Origin of the sequence: Candidatus Solirubrobacter pratensis (genome assembly GCF_000425945.1) — a bacterium.
In the GTDB taxonomy this organism is placed as follows: Bacteria; Actinomycetota; Thermoleophilia; order Solirubrobacterales; family Solirubrobacteraceae; genus Solirubrobacter; species Solirubrobacter pratensis.
Genome location: NZ_KE384480.1, coordinates 607,917 through 622,956 on the forward strand (window position 1 = coordinate 607,917; position 15,040 = coordinate 622,956).

Sequence of the window (15,040 nt, forward strand, 5' to 3'; positions counted from 1 at the left end):
TAGGCGAACGCAGCTTGTAGACGTTCCACCGGCACTACGTGTCCTCGACGAACGCGGCGATGGTGTAGCTGGCGTGGCCGTCGAGCGCGTGACGCGCCCGGTCGTACCGCCGGGTCGTGCGAGGATCAGCGTGCCCGGCGGCGTCCTGGACGCGATGAAGCGGCACGCCGGCCTCGAGCGACAGGGTCACGAACGTGTGGCGCAGCGAGTGAGGCGAGAGGGTCTTCGCGATCCCCGCCGCGCGAGCGAGCCGGCGGATCGCGCGAGCCGCGTCGTGCCGGTCCAGGCGACCACCGTCGTTCGCCAGCAGCAAGGCGCCCTGAGCACGCCCGTGCACGTGCACGTGGACGGCGGTGCGAGTGCGGGGGGCGAGGGGAAGGATGGCGCGGCGGTTCCCCTTCCCGATCAGCGTGAGTGTTCGGTGCCCGCGCTGTTCGCCCAGATCGGTGACGTCAGCGCCGCAGGCGGCCGAGACCCTGACACCGTTCAGCGCCAGAAGGCACACGAGCGCGTGATCTCTGGGGCCTGCGTCTTCGGCGGCGCCGAGGAGTTGACGGAGCTCTCGGCGATCGAGACCGAGGGTGGGGGAGTCTTCTGGGACGTGCGGCCGCCGTACATGCGCGACGGGGGAGCGGTCCAGGACCCGTTCTTCCACGGCGTATCGGTAGAGCCCGGCGAGCGCGGAGAGGCGTCGCGCCACCGTTGCCGGCGCGCGCCCGAGGTGTTCGAGCGAGCGCGCGTAGAACTCGATGTGCATTCGCTGCGCGCGCAACGGCGCGACGCCGTATGTGGCGCACCACGCAAAGAAGTCAGCGAGATCGCGACCGTACGCAGCGCGTGTCTGCTCCGACGTGTACCCGGCGAGGAACGCCCGCGCAAGCAACTCGCCATCGTGACGAACGACGGGCAGGGGAGACGGCCGTTGCACCAACGCGAGAGCCCGCGTCGCGCCTATGGACAGCGGCTCGCCGACGAGCTCCTCGTTCTGCTCGTTCACGTGACGCTCCTTGTCAACGTGGTGTGCGATTGACGGCCGGCACGTAGCTCGGAACGGTTCTTATGCGCTAGTTCGAACACCAGCATCGGAAAGCGCGACTGATGCACGTCCTTCGCATACGTCTCTGTGGGACGCACCACACGCGCGTGGGCCGTTCCCTCGTCGGTGCCCGGGACCTCGCGGTAGCCCTGCCGGCCGCCGCGCCCGCCCTTGCCGTTGCGCACGACGATGTAGGCGTTGTCGGGGTGGATGTCGTCGATCTCGGCGTAACGGATCTCCTGGGCGCGCAGGCCGCCGAACAGCGCCAGGGACGCGACCGCTTGGACCTGCAGGTGCATCGCATGCGTCCAGATCCGCCGGTAGCGCGACACGCCACGGTCGAAGCGCGAGACGAAACGCTCGTTGACGGTCGGGAACGCGGCGTCGAGCTCATCCCAGAAGCGCTGGACGTCGCGGACGCGGTACGGCCGCGGAAGCTCCCGGCTCGTCGACCCGCGCGGCGGCGCGACGTCCTTGATCCGCATCCACGTGTCGGCGTCCACGATCTGCTGGCGCCACGCCCACTTGTAGAACGGCTTGATCGCGTACAGCTGCTTGCGCACGGTGCTGACATGCAACCATCCCTGCTGCTGCTGCTGCTGCTGCTGCTGCTGCTGCTGCTGCTGCTGCTGCTGCTGGGGATTCAGTGAGCGTGATCGTATATTACGAAAGTGTGAGAACTGCAATGAGTGGGAGGATGTTGACCCTCGAGAGTGCGGCATCCGCGTGGTACACGTGCCTCTTCGCGCTCGAGATGGCCGCGTACGCGCGTGGACGGTGATCGACCGAGATGACGCTCCGCGCGTGCTCGAGCATCGGTGGCACCTCGACTCACACGGATACGCCATCTCTCATATCCGTCACGACGCAATCCGGCGGACGGTGCTGATGCACCGCTTCATACTTGACGCGCCGGCTGGAGTTTGCGTCGACCATCGCAATCGCAAGAGGCTCGATAATCGACGACGCAACTTGCGCCTCGTCACACATGCCGAGAACATGATGAATGTGGGTTCTAACCGGGGTGCGACATCGTCTTACCGCGGCGTATCGTGGAGTGCGCGTCTCGGAAAATGGGTGGCGAGCTTCCGCGGGCGCCACTTAGGATGCTTCGAAGACGAACTCGAGGCGGCACGGTGCGCCGCCTGCGCTCGGAAGTCGGCCGTCCTTTGAGTTGTCCCTAATCGCCGCGGTCATTTTCGTCAAACGCGTGGTCGGCAAGATCCACATGTCCTGTTCGGCTCGTCGAGCCGCATCGGTGACGGAACGACCGTCAGTGGCGCGCGAAAGAACGACACGACAAAGGAGGTCCATCAGTCCATCACCAAGCGCGAATGCATGGGCGCGCGCGATTGCCGTCGAGGGGCAATCTGCGAGTTGGGCGCTAGCGCATGGCCCAGTAGCTCGCGCACAAGATTGCCTGGGGCGGCGGTTCCGCGGAAGCGCGGCGGAATCCGGTGGCGCCCGTCGGTCCCGGGGGCAGGACGCCTGGGCATGGCGTCCGGTGGAGCTTGAGCAAGTTGTCAGGCCGCGGCCGCCGTCTGAAGGCCAAGCAGCTCGCTCAGGGCCCCGCCCTGGCGTTCGATGGCGGCGAGTCGGTCTGCCGTGATGACGACGGTCGACTTGAGCCTCGTGCCGCCGGCCATGCTGCCCATGCGGGCGACCGCCGGGTGACCGGGCCGCAGGACCGCCACGCAGTCGCCAGCCTCGATGCCGATAGCTTCCGTCTTGCGGAAACGCATGGCGTTCAGCGCGGCTTCTACGACCCGCGGGTCCGCGAGGGGGTCCTTGATGCCGTCGATGATGATCCTCAGGGGAACATGCTCGTTGCCGATGTTGCGCAGCGCGACGCGTCGCAGGCCCAGTGTCTCGGCGAGGCCCTCACACCACTTCTCCTCGTCCAAGTACTCAGCTCGGGCCAGGAGGACGTCCTCGATCTCCCGCTGGTCGTGCTCCTCGCCGAGCACGCGGCCGACGAGCTCGCCGGTCCGCTCGCCGACGCTCATCACATTCGAGTCGATCAGCCCGCGCCGCAGGTAGGGCTGCCACTCGTAGACGATGCTTTTCCACGGACGGTGAGGACGCAGCGCCAGGTAGGCGAGGGCCGCTGCCCATTCACTGACGGCGTCGTCGAGCTGGTACAGGACGGTGGCGCGCAGCTGCTCGTCCGCGCGGCCAAGGAAGCCGGGCGACTTGCCGTCGCCGAGGAAGGCGCCGAACAGCTCGCCCGCGAGGCGGACGAGCCGGTCTTCGTCAAGGGCCCCCTCGGCCCAGGCGGTGACGAGGACGCTGACCAGCGCCTGGTAGTTCGCGGCGGGCGCGTCGGGGCGCAGCAGCGCGTGGCGCGGGTCGCTGACGGCTCGGCACCAGCGACTGAGGACGTTGGTGACCCGCACGCGCTGGCGTGCCTCCAGCGACCACGAGACGCCGGTGGGCCCGTCGTCGCCCTCGGGCGGCGGCTCGCCGGTCGGCGCGCCGGTGATGAGCCGTAGCACTGGGTGGTCCAGCGGCGCCTTGGCGAGCATGATCTCCAGCTCGCGGAACAGGTCGTGGCCGATAGGCATGACTGTAGGTCCGATGCGGCGGTAGTTCTGCGTGCGTGGGTCGTAGTTGAGCTCCTCGGAGATCAGCCGGTCCCAGAAGTCGGTGCTCTCTTCCTCGGGCGCCTCGTCCTGGGCGCCTTGCGCGCGCCGGGCGGCAGGCGTTTCATCAATGTCGAAAATGCACTGCTGGTGCAGCCAGCCCATCAGCCGCCCGAGCGGCGTCTCGGCGTCCTGCTCGTGCATTTCGCCGGGGCGATCACGGGACGGGTCGCGGCTGGCCAGGCTGCGGTCGAGCGCGTTGGGGTCGTCGATCGCCACGGCGTTGGACACGATCTCGCCATCGCGATCTGCGAGCCACGCGAGACGAGGCGGCTCGTCGTGGTCGGCGAGCGCCTCGTTGCTGAGGTTCCCGTCGAGCGGTGTCGTCCCGTGCGCCCAGGCCAGCTGCTGGCCCGGTTCAGGCTCAGGTTCGGCCGTGATGGCGATCCGCCCGTCCTTGCGCCAGGTGGCGCGTCTGAGCGCCACGATCGGGCGACCCTCGGCCGGGTCATCGGAATCGAACTTCAGGTCGTGCAGGTGGTCGGTCGGCACGTCGATGAGCTCTAGTCCCGAGCTGAGGAAGGGGTGGCGGACCTGATCGGCCGAGCCGCGGCGGATGAGCGCCACCTCGCAGTTGCCGCGGCTTGCGTCGGCGTGCGTGAGCGTGAGCGCGGCGCGTGAGAGGTTCGGTGAGCCGCAGAGCAGCAGGCCCTGGTCGCCGCAGACGGCGCCGACGAGCTTGGCGTGCACGAACGTCGCCGGCTCGAAGCGGTGCAGGTGAACGTCGCACCCGGCGGCCTGAAGAACACCGGCCAGCGACGGGCCGTGCACGCTGGTCGCTAGCCCGAGATACAGGTGCAGGCGCTTGGGGGACGTCCGGCCGAGCACGCCGGCCAAGGCGAGCGCGTCGCGATCGTAGTACGGGGCGCTGACGTGCAGTTCGTCGACGGTTCCGGGAAGCTGCTCGACGAACTGCTCGAGCAGTGGCTGCTCGTCGTTGACGGCAAACGGCGTGGGACCGACGGGCCCAGGCATCCACGGGGACTGCTCTCGCAGGGCCGTGAAGCGCCGGCTCAGTTGCTCGTCGTCGGCGTTGTCGACTAGCCAGCCGATCCACCGCGCCCACGCTCGCAGCGTGGCCAGCCCTTCGTCGGTGCTCGTGTCGAAGGAGGTGAACACCTCCTTGCCAGCGTCGAGGCCGCTGCGGGTGAGGTTGCCGGAGCCGATCACAAGGGTGGCCTCGTCACGGCGGGCGAAGAGGAAGGTCTTGGGGTGGAAGGCGCCGCCACCCGGTAGCTGGACGCCGCGCAGGAGATAGACGCGGTTGGCCTGCCGAGCCAGGTAGTGCTCGTCCGGTTCCAGCCGGTCCCACATCTGGCTGAGCTTCCAGTGGTCGGCGAGCACGACCACATTCAGGGGCGGGCCGCCGAGCTGGCGCAGCAGGTACTGGTCGAACAGCGTCAGCTCGAGCGCATACGTCGTGCCCCAGAAGGCCCGCGTGCCCGGCCGGAAGTGGGCGGCGACCTTCACCCGAACACCCGCGTGATGAGGCCGCGGCCCTCGCCCGTGAGCCGCGGCACGTCGTCTTCGCCGACGCGCTCCCACAGGCCCATGTCCTCGCTGAGCGACGAGAGCGCATTCCGGCGCGCCCCGGAGGGCGCGAAGCGGTCGTGGCCGGTGGGATAGAAACGCAGCCGCCCCTCCTCCCAGCAAAAGCGGAAGGTCGACTCGGGGAGCTTGGAGTAGGCGATCACCTCGTGCGGGCCGAGGACGAACGTCCGAAGCGCCCACATCAGGGCCTCCCCGACCGCCGAATTCGTGGCAAGCTCACCGCGAACTGCGGTCACCGTCCGCAGAAGGCCGGACTGGTGATCGGAGTCCTGAAGCGCGACCCATTCCCACGGGCCGAGAACGCTGCCGGCCGGCGGCGTATGCGCCTCGAACCACAGCAGCGCCGCCATCCCGGACATCGCAGTGTTCTGCTGCTGGGTCCAGGCGCGCACGTCCTCCCAGTGGAGTCCCTCAGCGGCCGTGAGGACCGTCTGTCGGTACTCGCTCAGCGGCTGGTCGGGCCGCCAGGCGACGGTTTTCCCGCCGAGCTCGAAGGCGCCGGCGCCGGCCAGACGGCCGGTGACGAACTCGTGCAACTCGTCGCGTGACATCCCGTCGTGCTCCTGCACATCGAGGCCACGACGGCAGAACTCCGTCCACAGCGAGGAGACCGCGTCTTGGACGCACTCCTTCATCGCCAGCGCGCCCCAGGAGGCATAGGCCTCCGAACGCGATGCGGCTTGCGTTCGCTGCTCATGGAAGGCGTCGATGGTGCCGCGACGGAACGCGCCGTCGTGGCGCGCGACGTCGGGATGGCGGTCAACTTGGTCGAGGAAGAGCGCGAACGCACGGCGACGCTGCTGTACCTGCTCGGCACGATCCTCGCGCACTTGGTCGAAGTAGGCGGCGCGAATGGCCCGCTGTTCAGCGGGGCGCTCACGCAGCCGGCATAGGCACGCGTGTTCGGCGAGTTCCCGGATCACGTCGAGCGGGATGGGATCGACGCCGTTCATGTAGTGCTTGGCGTATGTCGTCTCGGTGATCGCTTCGCGGAACGCCTGAGCGAGCGCCTCGGCGTGCTCGGACGCGGGGTGCAGCACGTCAATGCGCGTCGTCGTCTCACCCAGTGCGGCGCCGGCAGGGATGACGATGTCGAGGTCGACGAGCGGGGAGCGGTAGTACAGCCCGTACCCGCCCATCGAGCTCTCAACGGCGAGCCGGCGCGCGAACTCGTCCGGCTCCGCTCGGGCGTCGGGGCGCGCGCGGTCGCTGCCGATCGCCTTCGACGCTCCGCAGTGACGCGGGCACAACTGCATCGCCAAGCACAGCTCGTACTCGCGCAACCGGATGAACTCGCCGAGCGATGCATTGTCAGCCGCTAGGCGACGCTGCTGGTACTCCGACAGCAGGAAGGGATAGATCGTCAGGTAACGGGCGCGCTCGCTCAGCGCCAAGACGCCCGGAAGCAGCGCCGGCATGATGCGGTCCAGCGTGATCGTCTGGAACCCGAGCGGGTCGCGGCCGCGCTTGATCGTGAGCGCCGGCGTGACCCACTCGACGAGCGGCCCTTCAGCGGGTTCGACGGCGACAAGCGTCATGGCGCCACAATAATCCGAGGGGTGGACAGCATGACGCGAATGGGCGAGGTATCCGCCGCGAAGGTCGTGACCGTAGCGGAGCCGATCGAGAGTCCGCTCCCAGCGAAGATCCAGGAGGCGCTCGGCGAGCTGGTCGGGGCCGCGCGGGAGGGGCTGCTGGCGCCCAGCGTCGGCGTCGGGCTCGGCGTCGTGCACGAGCTGATGGAGCTCGAAGTCGAGGAGGTCGTGGGCCCGAAGGGCAAGCACAAGCCGGATCGCAGGGCGGTGCGTCACGGCCACGAGGACGGGTCGATGACGCTGGGCGGCCGGCGCGTGGGGGTCCGCCGCCCCCGGATGCGAACGGCCGACGGCGAGCACGAGCTCGACGTGGCAGGCGACCCACGGCCGAGCGTCCTCGAGCCGCTCCGGACGCGGGGAGATCGGGCGGGCCGCCCGGGAGCGCGGTTGGTCGGTTGGCAGCGATCACCCGGAACGCGATTTCCTGCTCGCAGTGGCGCTCGATCCGCCGTGACGGGCGTGCGGCCCGCGATTAACGGCGACGGGAGCAGCGCGAGGGCGCATCGGTGGGAACGCGCTCGACGCCTGGCCACGGGGCTCCCGGTTGATCGTCCGGCGCGAGCACCCCGCACCCGGGCGCGCAGCTGAGCTTCACCGGCGGTTCAAGCGTCACGCCGCGCCACCTGCGCGAGCGCACGGCAAGCCCACCGACCATCGCGCAACGTCCGGCGCGCGGCCGGCGCTTCGCTCTGCTCGCACAAGCAATCGGCGACGGCCAGCGACCGCTCGCCAAGCCCGCCAGGCGGCTCCGCAGACCGCCCATCACCCAACCCCACTCACTACAATCCCGACGACCGGCGTTCACCAGCTCGTCAGATCAGCTTGCTGGCGAATCAAGGGTCACGCCCTTGGCCCGACTGTCGAGATGGGTTGGACAGTCGTCCATATTTTTGCGATTGCCAAGCGTGTCTGCTCCCCGTCCGAGGTTTTCGACGACTAGCGGGGGAACGTCGTATGGCGGTTGCTGGTGAATTGAGATGGCGGCAAGGGGTCCTGGCGGGCCTGCTCGCGTTGCTGTTGGGCTTGGGCATCGCGGCGGTGCCTGCCGAGGCGGGCGCGCGGTCCGGGCCGAAGGACCGGGGCTCGTTTCATCTAGAAGAGGCGAGCATCGCTGACATTCAAACCGCGATCTTGCGCCACCAGGTGACCGTGACCGATGTGGTTACGGGGTATCTCGCGCGCATCAAGGCGTACAACGGCACCTGCGTCGACGAACCGCAGGGAATCCTGGGGCCGATTACCCCGATCCCTCACGCAGGCCAGATCAATGCGCTGATGACGTTGAACCTCCGACCGGCGTCTCGCGCGGCGTTCGGGTTCGACGCGCGCAAGGCGCGGAGCCTGACTGACTCCGGAGACAATGCACCGGGCATGCCTGACGCCCTAGAGGTCGCAGCGACAGAGGATGCCTAACTTCAAGCGGACGGGCAAGCTGATCGGGCCGATGCACGGCGTGGTGTTCAGCGTCAAGGACATGCTCGACACCAAGGACATGCGCACCACGTCGGGTGCCGACGCGGCGTATGCGAACGACCGTCCGCCTCATGATGCGACGGTGGTGCAGCGAATCCGCGACGCCGGTGGCATCATCCTCGCGAAGGCGAACATGGGTGAATACGCCTCGGGAAGTCGCAGCGCCTTCGGCGGGACCATGTGCAATCCCTACGCGACTGATCGGGACGTAGGCGGCTCGAGCGGAGGCTCGGCCGCGTCGGTGGCGACAAACATGGTCACTTGCGCGCTGGGAGAAGAGGGTGGTCCTTCTATCCGAATGCCGTCGCGGTTCAACAGCGTCGTCGGGCTTTCTCAGTCCCAAGGCTTGAACAGTCGCTACGGATCTCTCAACGGAGAAGGTCTGAGTGACCGGCAAGGAGGCATCTGCAAGACGGCGACGGATGTGGCCAAGGTCCTGGACGTCACCGCCGGGTATGACCCCAACGACGAGTTGACCACCCTCAGCATCGGACGGAAGCCCACGTCGTATGTTCCCGATCTGGGGGACAACAAGAGGCCGCTGTCGGGCATGCGCATTGGTGTGGTGCGCGAGTACATGAACAAGAGCTTGTTCACCGAGGTAGACGTTCAAAGTATCGACATCGTCAACGCAGCCATCAACGACCTTCGCGGTCTGGGAGCAACGATCGTCGACCCAGGCCCGGAGGGAGCGCTCTTCCAGTCCTGCATCGACAAGTACGCGCCGGTGTCGCGGAACTCCCTCTATGTACGGCAGTTCCCGGACCTGTTCCCGGCAGGCACCGACCAGATTCTGGCCCTGCTAAACAGGCTGTTCAACCCGTCGAACGTGCCAGGTGCGCCCACGATCCGGAACTTTGGGCCGGCTGGGGGTGCGATCGGAGAAACCAAGTACAAGATCAACCGCTACCTGATCGAGCGGGGCGACAGCAACATCAAGACGCTCACCGATCTGATTAACAAGTCGAAGTTCTACACCGACGACTTCGTGACGAACACCCGGTTCAGGGACGTGAAGGCCACCCTGACGTCCGCGAACGCCGCAACGACCTATGACATGAGCGGGCGTATCTTCGATCGCTCCACGATCCAAGAGATCGTGTCTCAGTGCATGGCCACCATGGACCTGGACGCTGTGACGTACCCGACGGGCAACATTCCGCCGGCGATAACGAAGGCACCCGTCGAGCCAGACAAGAACGACAGGTCGCATCAGGCTTGGACGTTGCTGAACCAGCAGGGCTTCCCGGCGATCACGGTCCCGGCGGGGTTCACCAGTCAGGTGTTCGATCGGGTGGCCGACCCGACCCAGCCACAGGGGCGCTTGGTGGGACCAATCGCCGCCAAACTTCCCGTTGGAATCGACTTCCTCGGACTGCCGTTCAACGAGGCGACGATCCTGAAGATCGCAGCGGCCTATCAGGACGCCACGGACCGCCGCATTCCGCCAGCGGACTTCGGGCCCCTGCCCAAGTCATAACCCTCAATCGGGGCGAACCGCGGCCCGAATCCCGGCTCGGACTCAGAAGCAGGCGCCGGCCCAAAGCCGGCGCCTGCTGTGCATGCCCGGCCTTACCGTCGTCCTCGCCCTCACACAGACCGTCCTTCATCGGCCAGGGACGGCTATGTGCGATCGACGCGACGGATATCTACGACGAATTCGCGACACCATTAGCCTCGAGGGCTGTCGACCCCGGGGGAGTCTGATGGCTGAGTCATTGCTGGACCGTATCCAAGCCGAGATCCGCGTTCGCCTGCGCGAGAGTGAGGCGGCGGTGCGCGAGCACGAACTCCTCGAGGCCGCTCTCACGGCGCTCGACGGTATCCAGGTCCTTGAACAGATCGAGCCGACGCCGCGCGAACCGCCGGCGCCGTCCACGCGACGTCGCACGTCCAGCCGGCACTCGAGTGGCCGCGCGCCGCGGGGCGCCAACCGAGCGGCTGTGCTCCGTGTGCTCGGTGATCGCCCCGGCGTCAGCGTCACGGAGCTCTCCTCGGCGTCCGGCGTGACCAAGCCTGTTCTCTACAACCTGCTCAGGACGCTCGAGCAGCGTGGCGAGATCTCCCGGGAGGAACTTCCGGGCGGCACGACCGGCTACCGCCTCGCGCCCGATACTTGAGCCGACCGGACAGGCGAGCCGACGCCGGTCGTCTCCGAACCACACTGATCTCGCGCGGACTGCGCCGGTCCCTCCGGCGCCGCGTGGTCGACAAGCGCGGATCGGAATAGGCTGAGCCACTGGTGAGCGGTCAGGGCTTTAGCAACGACTCCGCGTGGGCGCCTGGGGGGGAGGCTCCGCTATGCCCCGAGTGCGGCGATGCCATGCGACTGCGGACCGCTCGCAGCGGCAGGAACGCGGGCGGGCTGTTCTGGGGCTGCGGCGACTATCCGAGGTGCAAGGCCACGCGGGACTACGAAGGCGCGAACGGAAATGGCGGAGGTGCGCCGGCTCCCGATGAGGGCGCGCTCGATGCTGGCCCCGCTCCCGTCTGCCCGGAGCCTGAGTGCGGCGAGACGATGGTGGTGAAGACGACACGTCGGGGCCGGTCGTTTTGGTCGTGTCCGCGCTATCCGGACTGCTCGGGGAGCCGAAACATGGGAGACACGGCAGCGGCGGTTCGAACCTCGGCGAACGCATCGGCGCCAAACGGCCGTTCGCCCGCGCCGATCGCCCGGCGGGTCCTTTGGGCGGATGCGACGACCGATCGGCCGGGCTGGGTGTGTCGGTACACAACGGCAGGAGGGTCGCTCCGCGCCGTTGGCGGATCGGGCGCGACGGCGCTTTCGCAGTGCTGGATCGCCCGCACGGAGGCGATCGTCGACGTCTCCGCCGATGTCGAGCGACTCGTCGGGCTGCTCCGGAAGCTCCTGCAACGCGGCTCGGCGCCACCGATCCATCCTGTGGCCGAACGGCATCTGCTCGAATCGGTTGGTCTGGGCGCGGACGTCGAGCCGTCGTCAATGCCTGGTGATCTGAGCGTCCGCCTGCGACGACCGATGGACGTGGAGGAGCTGCGTCGTGCGGCTTGGTCGGCGGAGGATGTGGAGTTGGAGGGCAGTCTGGCGTTCGGCTCCGATGAGGAACGCCACTTCCTCGAACACTGGGTGCCAAAAGCGCTCGGGCGCGGCGCCGCCCGGTGGTTCGTTCCGCAGGCCCCGCTCGACGCGCTCGTCGCCGCTGCCGGCCTGCCGGCAGCGGGGCAGCGCAGGGTCGACTTCCTCGTCGCCGCGCCGTGGCAGGAGGCGTTTGTGGTCGAGATCGACGGTGGTCAGCACGAGGACAGCGAGCTTGTCGACGAGGACCGCGACGGGCTGCTGTCTGCGGCGGGCTACGACGTGATCCGGGTCGCGGCCGAGGAGGTGCGGACGGGCGTCGGCTTCGGACTCGACGAAGTCGTGGCACGGTGGGAGGCGTCGCCGCCGCAGGGAGCGTCCGCGCATCGGCGACTCGCGGCCGCGCCGGCGCAGGTGCATCGGCTCGTGCTCGGGCTGCTTGAGACTCTCGCCGCGGGGTTCCTTGACGGCGAGCGCTGGGTCATCGAGGTGCGGGACCCGCTCGGGATCGCTCTTGATCTCCTGCCGCCGTACCTGGACCTGTTGGCAGCCGCCGACGCGCTCTGGGCCGGCGGAAAGGTGCCACGCGAGATCGTGGTGGGCGAGCACGATCAGTGGCGCTGGTTCCGGCGTGGCGAGCGCGGCTACGAGCCGGTCGCTGCGGCTGCGGAGCCGGGCGAGGCCGACGCGTTGATTCGCCTCGAGCTGGGGCGGTCGCCGCTCGACGCGCTGCGTCGCGAGTTGGGGTGTCCGGAGGTGGTTGTGCGCGATGCCTACCTGCCGGTTGCGGTCGCCGACCCGGTCTACGAGGGATCGGGACGGATCACGGTGCAGGCGGAGGGCGAGCGGGTCGAGTGGTCGCTGCGGGTGATGTTGCAGGCGATGTTCGCGAAGGAGGATTTCCGCGAGGGCCAGCTCGACGCGCTGTTGGAGGTGATCGAGGGCCGCGACTGCGCCGTGCTGCTGCCGACCGGCGCCGGCAAGAGCCTCATCTACCAGCTCGCTGGGCTCGTGCTCCCCGGCCGCACGCTCATCGTCGACCCGCTCGTGGCGCTGATGGAAGACCAGGTCGAGGGGCTGCGGGCGCATGGGATCGATCGCGTCGCCGCGATCTCGTCTTACTCGACGCAGCAGGGGCAGCGCGACGCCTTGCTCGAGCAGGTTGCCTCCGGCGACGCGCTGTTTGTGTTCGTCGCCCCGGAGCGGCTACAGCAACGGGCGTTCAGGACGGCGCTGCGCGAGCTGTCGCATACCAGCTTGATCAATCTCGCCGTCGTCGACGAGGCGCATTGCGTATCCGAGTGGGGACACGACTTCCGCACGTCGTACCTCCTGCTCGGCGGGACGTTGCGCGATGTCTGCCGCGCCGCTGGCGGCGAGGCACCGCCGATCCTCGCGTTGACCGGCACGGCTTCTCGCGCTGTGCTGCGTGACGTACTGATCGAACTCGGGATCGAGCGGGAATCCGAGCGATCGGTCGTGCGGCCGCGCAGCTTCGACCGGGCTGAGCTGCGGTTCAACATCATCCGGACCGAGCCGAGCGAGGCGCAGGCGGCCCTTTCGGGGTTCGTGCGCTCGTTGCCGGCGAGGTTCAGTGTTCCGGCGGGCGACTTTTTCCGCTCGCGTGAGCAGCGGACCTTCTCCGGCATCGTGTTCTGTCCCCACGTGAACGGTCGCTACGGGATTGTTGACATCCGCCGCGGTCTGGCCGGGGTTGTCGGGTCGCAACCGGCGATGTATTCGGGGTCGGCGCCACGGGGCTTGGAGAACGATTGGGAGCGCGTGAAGCGCGGTCATGCGAGCGCGTTCAAGGGCAACAGCTCGCCGCTTCTGGTGTCTACGAACGCGTTCGGGATGGGCATCGACAAGGGCAACATCCGCTACGTCGTGCACTACGGCATTCCGGGCTCGATCGAGGGCTACTACCAGGAGGTCGGCCGGGCGGGACGCGACGGTCGGCGCGCGGAGTGCGGGCTCGTGCTCGTTGAGTACGACGAGACGCGGGCGCGGCGACTGCTGAGCGAGGACGTTGACCTCGAGCGGGCCCGCGAGGCCCATGAGGCCGTGAATCGCAATGACAGCGATGACATCACGCGGCAGCTGTTCTTTCACTTGCGCTCCTTCCGCGGCATCGATCGTGAGCTGCAAGCGCTTTCCGACACGATTGCGCTCCTGCCGGCCCTGGGATCACGCTCGTCGTTTGAGCTGCCGATGGGCGGCGACGAAGAGACGCGGCGGGAGCGCGAGCGAGCGTTGCACCGGTTGGTCGTCCTCGGCGTCGTGCGCGACTACCTCGTGGAGTGGGGGGCACGGATCTTCCCGGTTGAGCTGGCCGAGATCGACTCCGCGGGCGTCGTCGATCGCCTCATCGCCTACGTTCGGCGCAACCAACCAGGCCGTGTCGAAGCGATCTATGCGCGCGCCGCCGACGTCGCGTCAGAGCCCCTGCGCGAGGCGGTGCTCGCCTGCGCGCAGATCCTGATCGAGTTCGTCTACGACACCGTCGAGCGCTCCCGCCGCCGCTCGCTGCGTGAGATGTGGCTCGCCGCGCGCGAGGCGAACGGCGATGGCAACGGCGCGTTCCGCCAGCGAATCCTCGACTACCTCTCCCAGGGCGCGATCGCGCCGACCCTCGAGCGACTCGTGGACCGGCCGACCTTCACCTACAACGACTGGATCGAGGAGCTGATCCAGATCGACGCCGCCGACGACGCACGTGAGATGCGCGGCGACAGCGCCCGGCTGCTCACCTCCTACCCCGACCATCCCGGCCTGCTTCTCGCCCGCGGCCTCAGCGAGGTCCTCGACGATCGAGGCGATCTGCGCGAGTTCAGCTCCAACCTCGAGGCCTCGCTGCGATCCGCCGCCGAGCGTTACAACGTCTCTCCGGGGGCGCAGGATCAAGTCGCGGCGTGGCTGCTCACGCACTGCGCGAACGCACGCGACGGAGCGCTCGCGGCCGCAATGGCCGTGGTCGAGCGGCTCGGCTTGGCCCCCACCGAGACTCGCGACTGGCAGCTGAAGGCGCTCGTCACCCCCGCCGCAGACATCGGCGTGCGTGTTCTCGCGCTCGCCACGATGCTTGAGGACGCGGGACGCGTTCTCGATCAGATCGCCCGATCCTACGAGGGAGTCAACCAGTGAACGAGCATGGCAGCGCCGCACTCAGCCTCGATGACGTGAGCCAGCGCTTCGCCGACTCCGAGCGGGCGCTCGGGGACGCGCGTGAGCGACTGGAGCGGCTCGCGGGAGCACAGGAATCCGTATCCGCCTCGGCGGCCTCGCTGCGCGAAGCGTCCAACGCCGTTGGCGAGTTCGCTCGAAGCGCGACGGCGCTGATCGGCGAGCTCGAACAGGCGCAGCGTCAGGCCCGCGAGGTGCTCGAGGCCGGCGCCCACTTCCTCGACGGCACAGAGCTTCGGGAGCTCAAGGCCGCCGTTGGCGATCTTGCGCGGACTGTCGATGAGAGACTCGATCAGATCAAGCAGCGCGTCGGCGACGTCCAGGCCGCGGACAACCGCGCAGCCGAGCTTCAGAGCGAGCTCGACCGCCGAACCGCAAAGCTCTCCACCCGCCAGCGGAAGCAGCTCGGACTCGCGTGACGCCCAGCATAGGAAGCAAGAATGCTCGGCCGCAGCGTCGCCGGGGCCATGACTGTCGCTGCCCGCGAACCACTGAGCCACCCGGC

Annotated in this window: 10 protein-coding genes and 2 pseudogenes; 8 read left to right on the forward strand and 4 right to left on the reverse strand. The window is 68.3% G+C overall.

Going from position 1 to position 15,040, the window contains the following annotated elements:
- Positions 1-34: 34 nt before the first annotated feature.
- Entirely contained in the window at positions 35-997 is a 963-nt protein-coding gene (locus H958_RS0127465) for a tyrosine-type recombinase/integrase (RefSeq protein ID WP_196807593.1), read from the reverse strand.
- Positions 994-1,722 carry a hypothetical protein gene (locus tag H958_RS0127470; protein ID WP_156028317.1) on the reverse strand — a complete coding sequence of 243 codons (729 nt, stop codon included), beginning with the start codon at positions 1,720-1,722 and terminating at the stop codon, positions 994-996. Before H958_RS0127470 ends, H958_RS0127465 begins: the two co-directional genes overlap by 4 nt.
- Positions 1,723-1,924: 202 nt before the next feature.
- Here H958_RS0127470 and H958_RS49250 point away from each other — a divergent pair, with 202 nt between their 5' ends.
- Positions 1,925-2,209, forward strand: a complete 285-nt coding sequence (locus tag H958_RS49250; protein ID WP_407641169.1) for an HNH endonuclease — start codon at positions 1,925-1,927, stop codon at positions 2,207-2,209.
- A 350-nt stretch (positions 2,210-2,559) separates the two neighbouring features.
- Here H958_RS49250 and H958_RS0127490 read toward each other — a convergent pair whose 3' ends face one another.
- Both H958_RS0127490 and H958_RS0127495 read right to left on the reverse strand, forming a co-directional pair.
- The gene (locus H958_RS0127490) at positions 2,560-5,148 is read right to left on the reverse strand and encodes a phospholipase D-like domain-containing protein (protein ID WP_028061001.1); all 2,589 of its coding nucleotides are present in this window, start codon (positions 5,146-5,148) and stop codon (positions 2,560-2,562) included.
- The gene (locus H958_RS0127495; RefSeq protein WP_231379384.1) at positions 5,145-6,623 is read right to left on the reverse strand and encodes a hypothetical protein; all 1,479 of its coding nucleotides are present in this window, start codon (positions 6,621-6,623) and stop codon (positions 5,145-5,147) included. The genes H958_RS0127490 and H958_RS0127495 overlap by 4 nt, the downstream gene beginning before the upstream one ends.
- Positions 6,624-6,806: 183 nt before the next feature.
- Here H958_RS0127495 and H958_RS49335 point away from each other — a divergent pair.
- The 7 genes and pseudogenes from H958_RS49335 to H958_RS0127515 form a co-directional block, all read left to right on the forward strand.
- Positions 6,807-7,130: pseudogene (locus tag H958_RS49335) on the forward strand (IS256 family transposase); the annotation flags it as partial.
- Positions 7,131-7,778: 648 nt separating this feature from the next.
- Complete coding sequence (locus H958_RS46885) at positions 7,779-8,237, forward strand: hypothetical protein (RefSeq protein ID WP_156028319.1); 459 nt, start codon at positions 7,779-7,781, stop codon at positions 8,235-8,237.
- The gene (locus H958_RS40805; RefSeq protein WP_156028320.1) at positions 8,230-9,777 is read left to right on the forward strand and encodes an amidase; all 1,548 of its coding nucleotides are present in this window, start codon (positions 8,230-8,232) and stop codon (positions 9,775-9,777) included. The genes H958_RS46885 and H958_RS40805 overlap by 8 nt, the downstream gene beginning before the upstream one ends.
- 238 nt (positions 9,778-10,015) lie before the next feature.
- Positions 10,016-10,417, forward strand: coding sequence for a helix-turn-helix domain-containing protein (locus H958_RS0127505; protein WP_196807594.1), 402 nt, complete (start codon positions 10,016-10,018; stop codon positions 10,415-10,417).
- 122 nt (positions 10,418-10,539) lie between these two features.
- Positions 10,540-10,872 (forward strand): annotated as a pseudogene (locus H958_RS49255) (topoisomerase DNA-binding C4 zinc finger domain-containing protein); the annotation flags it as partial.
- Positions 10,873-10,893: 21 nt separating this feature from the next.
- Positions 10,894-14,496, forward strand: a complete 3,603-nt coding sequence (locus tag H958_RS0127510) for a RecQ family ATP-dependent DNA helicase (protein WP_231379385.1) — start codon at positions 10,894-10,896, stop codon at positions 14,494-14,496.
- Entirely contained in the window at positions 14,493-14,954 is a 462-nt protein-coding gene (locus H958_RS0127515) for a DNA repair protein RecN (RefSeq protein WP_028061005.1), read from the forward strand. Before H958_RS0127510 ends, H958_RS0127515 begins: the two co-directional genes overlap by 4 nt.
- Positions 14,955-15,040: the final 86 nt, after the last annotated feature.

Coding starts and splice junctions, on each gene's coding strand:
- H958_RS49250 (WP_407641169.1), top strand. CDS start 1,925: ATGCACCGCTTCATACTTGACGCGCCGGCTGGAGTTTGCGTCGACCAT.
- H958_RS46885 (WP_156028319.1), top strand. CDS start 7,779: ATGGCGGTTGCTGGTGAATTGAGATGGCGGCAAGGGGTCCTGGCGGGC.
- H958_RS0127510 (WP_231379385.1), top strand. CDS start 10,894: ATGGGAGACACGGCAGCGGCGGTTCGAACCTCGGCGAACGCATCGGCG.
- H958_RS40805 (WP_156028320.1), top strand. CDS start 8,230: ATGCCTAACTTCAAGCGGACGGGCAAGCTGATCGGGCCGATGCACGGC.